Source organism: Phormidium sp. CCY1219 (assembly GCF_035615515.1).
Taxonomy (GTDB): Bacteria; Cyanobacteriota; Cyanobacteriia; order Cyanobacteriales; family Laspinemataceae; genus CCY1219.
On the sequence record NZ_JAJENT010000398.1, the window covers coordinates 1 to 6,579 of the forward strand.

The following is a 6,579-nucleotide window of genomic DNA, read 5'->3' on the forward strand; positions in this document are numbered from 1 at the left end:
TCGTGTACGAGGGAAATGGAGCCTTGTACTTTCTAAAAAAAGGAAGTCCTGTGGGACTGCTGTTTATGTAAGGGGGGGCGAATTGCTCCCCATACATAAATGACAGGGGTTTCCATTCGCCCCCCTTACCAACCCCTAATTTTCTATGATGGCAAACACAAAAAAAGCGATCGCATTTTGCACCCCATTGTCTGCGATCGCCCTGGGTATCCTAGGGGCGATCGCCACCACAACCCTGCTGTTTGGGCAATCTGCTGTTGCCCAAGAAAGCAACGGTGCGGACGATTTAATCGAACCGCAACTGGAAAACAGCCGCGATCCGTTTGATGGCACTACTGGTGAAGGGGAAACCTTCGACGTACTCGATATCATTCACCGCGCTAACCTGGGTGGAGGTCGCAGTATGCAGGAGTTTCGCCTGGAAAAAGAGGAAAATATCAATGATGCGGCGGCTCAATTCCGCATGAGACAGTTAGAGTTACTGCGAAATCAATCCGAAGGGATTCCGGTTCGGGAAGCGACGCCCGCAGAAGCAGTGACGCCGGCAGACAATTAAAGAATGCAGGCGTAAGCAATTGCGGTTTAAATTTTACCAGAACAATCCACGCCGATGGTTCCTGCACCATCGGCTTTTATTATTGGGAAGTTGTCGGGTGGAACTCACCACACAGCACTGGGAGGGTGGGGAATGCCCACCGCGCTTGAGGTTTGATTCGCTTCACCGTGCTTATTATTTTGCGTACACTCCTTAAAAAAAGGATAGTGTAAAGACACGGCATACCGTGTCTCTACTACCAGAGGTGTTTTTCAATCAAGGGTTAAGAAAATTGCGATTAATCCTGACGCAATTGGGTGAGCATCATGCCAAACCACTGGTTGGGGTCGGTCCAGGATTTCACCGGGTGCAAGCCTTTGCGCTGCAGATAATCTGCCATTTGAGGTAACTCGAATTTGCGGGAAATTTCGGTGAGAATCGTCTCGTCTTTTTCAAATTCCACGGTTAAATCCAGGGTGCGCAGTCGCACGGTTTGCGATCGCCGACTTTGGAGGTGCATTTCGATGCGGCGTTGCTCTTGATTATAAAATGCCCGATGCTCGAATTGCTGCGGGTCGAAATTCCCATCAAATCGCCAATTCAGATGATGCAGCATATTGAGATTAAATGCGGCTGTCACCCCTTGGGCGTCGTTATACGCCGGTTCTAAAATCTCTTTGGATTTGTGCAAGTCAATTCCGAGCAAAAAATACTCTCCCACTTGCAGGGCGTCGATAATCTCAGAGAAGAAAATATCGCATTCTTGGGGATTCAAATTACCTAAAGTGCTGCCCAAAAAGCAAATCATCCGACTGGGGAGAGGGGAGGAACCTAGGGATGTCAAAGCCACTTCGTAGGTACTCACTAACCCATGCACGTTCAGGGAGGGATAATCCAACAATAACTGCTGAGCGCTACTTTCTAAAATGCCGCCACTGACATCAATAGGAAGATAGCGCAGGGGATGTGCCAATTCCTGATAGGCATCGAGGAGAATTCGGGTTTTGGTGGAACTTCCGCTGCCGAGTTCTACAATTTCGCACGGTCCGGTGAGTTGGGCAATTTCCGGGGCACATTGGCGCAAAATGGTGGCTTCGGTGCGGGTGGGATAATATTCCGGTAATTCGCAAATTTGCTCGAACAGTTCGGAACCGCGATCGTCATAAAAATAGTGGGGCGATAGAGTTTTGGGGGTGTTTTTCAACCCGGCGATCGCGTCAGCACCGATATCGATTTGGGCGTCGGAAACCGTGGAACCGATTAAGCGTTCGAGACGCAAGCGATCGCCCTCGATATCGCGATCGCTGGCTACTTTGGTGGAGAATTCTAAATTATCAGAAGGTTTTGAAACTTTCATCAGTATCTATTCAGTGGAGGCACAAACGAAGTCGGAGTCTGCTTAGTTTTAGAAACCCATGATTTGGCATTTCTAAACCCTAGCGGATTCCAGTTTTTTATTGTCCCATCCTCTCGGCAGTTTCCGGGCACGGACTTGGAGATTTTTGATAGGAATTTCTAATGAATTGTTCCGGTTAATTAATCTGGGGTTGTGAGAGAAAAGTGGTCTATGCTTCCCTAGGGTATCGGTTCGGTATTAGATCTAGGGGACCTGAAACCGGTGTTTTCGCCCTAATAGGTTGCTAATTAGTAATAGTTGGGTGAAGAAACCAGGGTCTCTAACCTCGACTACACCGACGCCCTAGGGGTAGAGGTTTCAATGCGGATTTTTGGCAAGAGAGAGGGCGCACGGCGGTGCGCCCCGAGGAAAACGCGACTGCTGATGTTATGCCCGTCTTTTACTCCACATCCCGGGCACAGCGAAATCCGGCGAAAATTTGCCGAACCCAGGGGTAATACCAGTTGCGGAAGCTACAGCGCATCGCCCAAGGGCGAGTGGTCCAACTTCCGCCCCGCAATACCCGATGTTCTCGGTCAAAATAGGCTTGGGAATAGCCGGGGTAGGGATAGGGTTGAAACCCACTATACCCGAGAAACCAGCTTGATGTCCATTCCCACACATTCCCCAGCATGTCGTAACATCCGTAGGCACTCATCCCGGCGGGATAGGCATTGACGGGGGTGGTTTGAGCCTGTCGGTTATCCAGATTGGCCCGATCGCCGGTGGGAAATTCATCCCCCCAAGGATAGGTTCGTTTGTGCTGGGTTTGCGGATCCCAGCTTGCGGCTTTTTCCCATTCTGCCTCGGTGGGGAGTCGCTTCCCGACAAATCGGGCGTAAGCCTCGGCTTCGTAGTAACTGACGCCGCAGACGGGATGGTTCTCGAACCCGGGTTTGTCGTTCCAATGCAGGGGCTGGGTGATTTGGTGAGTTTGTCGCCATTCCCAACCCTCGCTTGACCACCAGCGCGGAGTGTGATATCCTTCTTGGTCGATAAATTGCCGAAATTCGCCGCAGGTGACGGGATAGCGATCGATAAGGTAGGCGGGAAGGTACTGGCGATGGACCGATCGCTCGTTATCCAATGCCTCTGGCGCATCGCTTCCCAACTCGCACTTGCCGGCAGGAATTTCGATTTCCCGATCCGATGACAGGGGGTCAGGGCATTTCGCCTCGCCGGCTGCCCGCCGGGGCGATCGCTGCAATTGCAACAGAAAAGCAATGGTTTCGGTGTGCTGACATTCGTGCTGCAGGATAAACCGCCACAGGGTTTCTTGTTGCTCCATCGGCGCGCTGTCGAGGTAGCCGAAAACTTGCTCTCGAATGCACTGGAGATAGTCAACAATCTCGGGCAAGGGAGGCAATTCAACCCGTTGGTGTTTGGGCAATCCATCCTGGGCCATCAGGCGGCGATACTGGGGAAACAGGGGCGCTTTTCCGGCGCAGCGTTCTAGCAACCACAACCCCTCGGTAAATCCAATGTGCCCCAAATGCCAGCCCACGGGACTGAAGTCGGGATGCACTTGGCGGCGAAAGGTGTCCTCTTCCATGTTTTCAAACAGTTTCAGGGTGCCCCTGCGACACTGCTGCATGGCATGGCGGATCTGGTTTTTCGCCTCAAGTGGGCGATCGCCACCCGGTTTAGATTTGATTGATGTTGATATCAAGATTCTCTCCCACTGTGATAAGACTTTCTTCTGGAAGTGAATTCCAGTCGCCGTCAAATAAGGGTTCTGAGGCAATTATCACCGAATCGGGGAAGTTGGGATCGTCGCGCAACCAATACAGGGAAGGAGCAGCAGATTGGTTGGCGAAGCGCGACGCCACCAACTGATGACCGTCGCTGACCACCAGATTGGCCGAAAATTTCACGCCTTGCGGTTTGGCAAGTTCGGTTAAGGTGGCTAAGGTGCTGCTCAATGCGGCGGTTAATGGTGGATGGGTTTGCTTGTGATGGTCTGCGGTGACATCTAAGGTGGATAAGAACAGGGCGAAAATATGCTCGGAGTCGGTGGTTCCGCCAATTTGTTGGTAAAGGTCATCGGCGAGTCGATTGCGAAGCGGGCGATACAGGGTTTGGCGGAAGTTCTCGATAAATCCGTTGTGAATCCCGAGGATGCGGCGATCGCCAAAGGGCGGGCAATTGCTCAGATCCACCGCCTGTCCCGGGGTGGCGCTGCGAACGCATCCGAGTACGCATCCGCTTTCGATATAGCGACTCAATTGGGGCAGGTTGATGTCACTCCAGATCGGAAGCAGGTTTTTGTAGGTAAAGGGGTCGGTGTTGTTTTCCGGATGATACCACCCAATCCCAAACCCGTCGGCATTCACCACTCCGGAGGTCATTTCCCGGGGTTCGTAGCTTTGCACGATTAGGGAGTGTTCCGGTTTCAGTAATAGGCGATCGAGTAGAATTGGGCGACCCATATAGGCCATTAAGCGACACATGATAGCATCTTTCCTTGCTTTTTGTCCTGTAGCATTTTAAGTCAGTTCGGCTCGATTTGCCTTTTATTTAATGTTCTTTTTCTTTGTCGCTACACTTGCTCTTGGAAAGCCTGATTCTATATCGGTTTCATCCCCGGTTTATCGAGGGAAGCATCCGGGGCGCTTCCCGGAGTCCCTCCTTGGGTCCCTCCTGCCTCCCCTTGGGGGGCATCAGACCCCTCCGGGTGGCGATCGCCCAGGTTGCGGCTTTGCCCGCAATGCGAGTTGTCTCAACCTATTAAAATGCCCTTGCATGTCTGTGCCTTCGATTGGCCTCCCCCTCATTTACAATAAAAAAGCCCGCTCAATTCTATATCCAACCCTAAGCAACTCCATGAAGTATATTACCCTGTTTGTTATCCTCGGTACCTGCCTCACCGTTTTGGGCATTTTTTTGGGATTTCCCGGCTTGCTCTTGTTCTGGCTGGGACTGGATTTTTTAATCGTTGCTGTGGCTTATGCGGCTAGGGATAGTGGCATTTTTGGCAAGCGCGCGTCGGGTCAACTTTCCTGGGGAGCATCGCTTTTATTGCTGCCTTACCTGTTATTTACTTGGCTCATTTGGCACGGCCAACGCTTGCTTTTACGGGAAGATGCTTATAACTACATTGCCCCGGGGCTGTGGATGGGGCGGCGATTGTTGCGTGGAGAATTGCCGCCAGATATTCAGTTGATTGTGGATTTAACGGCGGAGTTCCCCGAACCTCAATCGGTGATTCGGGACAAAGACTATATTTGTTTGCCCACATTGGATGCCAATGTGCCGAATCTGGAAGCCTTTCGCGATTTAGTGAAAACTATTGCCAATTGTGACGGAAATGTTTACATTCACTGCGCCATCGGTCATGGGCGATCGGCCACTGTGGCGGCGGCGGTTTTGCTGGAAAAAGGCTTGGCGAAGGATGTCCAATCCGCTGAGGACTGGTTGAAAAAAGCTCGCCCTTGGATTAAGTTAAATTCCGCTCAGCGATCGCTCTTGGAACGGGCGATAAAATCTGGGAGCATCCCGATTTTGTAAATAAGTAAAAGTACGATTTTCTCTCGCCTAATGTTTAGTTTATCTTTATACTTTAGAATGCAAAAAGCTGACCGATTGGCAAAAACGGCTTTTAGAGTAGGCTTTTGAATTCTCAATTTTTTTTCAAATAAAACCACAGAGTAATCCGCTTAAACTCTATAGCACATCATTGAAGTAAGCACAGGTAAGTTTAAGCATTTGGTTTACATTTTGAGTTAACCATTGAGCGCCAGTAAGCTTTAATCTTTTATCAATCTATTTCACCGCTGATTCTACGGCTCCCGAACCGATCGAGCAAATCTTGTCCCTGGGCAATTTTTTATTGAGCTATAATTTGTCAAATGCTTTAAGTTGATGGCACTTAACGTTGTGTCACACCGTCTAAAGACTTCTGAGGAGGCTGTCTCAATTTCTCCTAATCCCTTTCAGGGATTGAAACAAAAACTGCTAAAAAAACCCGATTGATTATCGCCCATAAAGGACAATCAATCGGGTTTATCAGGCGATAACTTTTGGTGCAATCCTAACGCGGTGGGGAAAATTGGTTTCTCACCCCGAGGGGACAATCAACCGGGGTTTTTCAGAGGAATTTTTGGCTAAATCGTCACGCCATTGGTGAAGAAACGCGGTTGGGAATCACCACTTTAGCGACAGTTTAGAGACCTCTTTGAAGATTATTGCGATTGCCCGATCGCACTTGCGGTGCAGCCGCCGCGCCGTAATTCACCCGACAGCCCATATTAAAAATACTGGCTCCACATTCCAGGGGAACCACTTCATCATGGAGCATGGCGCTGCAACTGACATAGCCATCGCTATTGGTGTCCTTAATCATGCATTCAATTGGCGTAGCATTCGCATGAGAAGACCAAGATTTCATGCCCATCTCAGCCACAGAATGTTGCCAAAAGAACACCAAGAAAAACAACCCCAATGCCAAACCGGCGATCGCAGTACCCATCAAGCCCACCCGCACTCTCCAGTCACTCAACAGGTTTTGCAGCTTATTCGGGGAAGAGGCTTGCACCTCTGGAGTAGTATTTTTCGTTTCTGATTGTACTTCGCTCATGATAACCTCCGATACGTTTGGAAACCCCCGTGCTTTAGCCGGGGGAGGAAAAACGAACGTGCGGCTTTAGCC

The 6,579-nt window shown here is 50.3% G+C and carries 6 protein-coding genes and 1 pseudogene; 2 read left to right on the top strand and 5 right to left on the bottom strand.

Annotation, left to right across the window (positions count from 1 at the left end):
- Nucleotides 1-145: 145 nt before the first annotated feature.
- Nucleotides 146-556, top strand: a complete 411-nt coding sequence (locus LKK83_RS08270) for a hypothetical protein (RefSeq protein WP_324630584.1) — start codon at nucleotides 146-148, stop codon at nucleotides 554-556.
- A 277-nt stretch (nucleotides 557-833) separates the two neighbouring features.
- Here the strand turns inward: LKK83_RS08270 and egtD are convergent, their stop codons facing one another.
- The 3 genes from egtD to egtC all read right to left on the bottom strand — a co-directional run bounded on the left by egtD (nucleotide 834) and on the right by egtC (nucleotide 4,381).
- Nucleotides 834-1,892 (bottom strand): L-histidine N(alpha)-methyltransferase, encoded by a 1,059-nt coding sequence (gene egtD / locus LKK83_RS08275; protein ID WP_324630585.1) that lies wholly within the window; start codon nucleotides 1,890-1,892, stop codon nucleotides 834-836.
- 439 nt (nucleotides 1,893-2,331) lie between these two features.
- Complete coding sequence (gene egtB / locus LKK83_RS08280) at nucleotides 2,332-3,600, bottom strand: ergothioneine biosynthesis protein EgtB (protein WP_442957298.1); 1,269 nt, start codon at nucleotides 3,598-3,600, stop codon at nucleotides 2,332-2,334.
- The gene (gene egtC, locus LKK83_RS08285) at nucleotides 3,575-4,381 is read right to left on the bottom strand and encodes an ergothioneine biosynthesis protein EgtC (RefSeq protein ID WP_324630586.1); all 807 of its coding nucleotides are present in this window, start codon (nucleotides 4,379-4,381) and stop codon (nucleotides 3,575-3,577) included. The genes egtB and egtC overlap by 26 nt, the downstream gene beginning before the upstream one ends.
- 373 nt (nucleotides 4,382-4,754) lie before the next feature.
- On the opposite strand from egtC, the gene LKK83_RS08290 reads away from it, so the two are divergent.
- Complete coding sequence (locus LKK83_RS08290) at nucleotides 4,755-5,438, top strand: dual specificity protein phosphatase family protein (protein ID WP_324630587.1); 684 nt, start codon at nucleotides 4,755-4,757, stop codon at nucleotides 5,436-5,438.
- A gap of 156 nt (nucleotides 5,439-5,594) precedes the next feature.
- On the opposite strand, the pseudogene LKK83_RS08295 reads toward LKK83_RS08290, so the two are convergent.
- Nucleotides 5,595-5,744 (bottom strand): annotated as a pseudogene (locus tag LKK83_RS08295) (ISKra4 family transposase); the annotation flags it as partial.
- 349 nt (nucleotides 5,745-6,093) lie between these two features.
- On the bottom strand, nucleotides 6,094-6,507 hold the full coding sequence (locus tag LKK83_RS08300; protein ID WP_324630589.1) for a hypothetical protein: 414 nt from the start codon (nucleotides 6,505-6,507) through the stop codon (nucleotides 6,094-6,096).
- Nucleotides 6,508-6,579: the final 72 nt, after the last annotated feature.